The sequence below is a fragment of the Psychrosphaera saromensis genome (assembly GCF_002954545.1).
Classification (GTDB): Bacteria; Pseudomonadota; Gammaproteobacteria; order Enterobacterales; family Alteromonadaceae; genus Psychrosphaera; species Psychrosphaera saromensis.
The window spans coordinates 1-458 of record NZ_MSCH01000005.1; the positions used below are offsets into that span (position 1 = coordinate 1).

1 protein-coding gene is annotated in these 458 nt (G+C 36.7%); it reads left to right on the forward strand.

Going from position 1 to position 458, the window contains the following annotated elements:
- Window positions 1-130 precede the first annotated feature (130 nt).
- The coding region (locus BTO11_RS16560) for a hypothetical protein (protein ID WP_219846504.1) at window positions 131-458 on the forward strand (328 nt) is incomplete at its 3' end.

The window sequence follows — 458 nt, forward strand, 5'->3', positions numbered from 1 at the left end:
TTTCCATGATGCTAGAGTAGTACTCATAACAAGCGCCTTAACTCCGACAATGTAATGTTGTCATGGTTTTGGCAAACAACGCAAAAAGCCATGCCAACCATTGCGTGTTAGGCGGGCGTTATGTTTCTAAGTGAATATGTCTAAACTCTGCTCAAAATTATTCAAAGTATCCGATTCTGTATCTGGCGGAATTCTAGTTGTTTCGATTATAGTGGCACTATTGGCTTTTATCGTGCCGCCAGTTGCACTAGTTGTTACTGCAATTATGCTAGGTTCTAATTTAGGGAGTTGGCCTTTATTCTATATTATTGCTTTCCTCACCTTTACATATCTAACGTACAGGCATAATTTTGTTTCAGTGTTTTGCCACCTTGCATTAATCCTATTGCTGTTATTCAGTGGTAGCATCCCATATTTATATATAGTATTGTTTTTAGTATTTTTAATGCCTTATATAA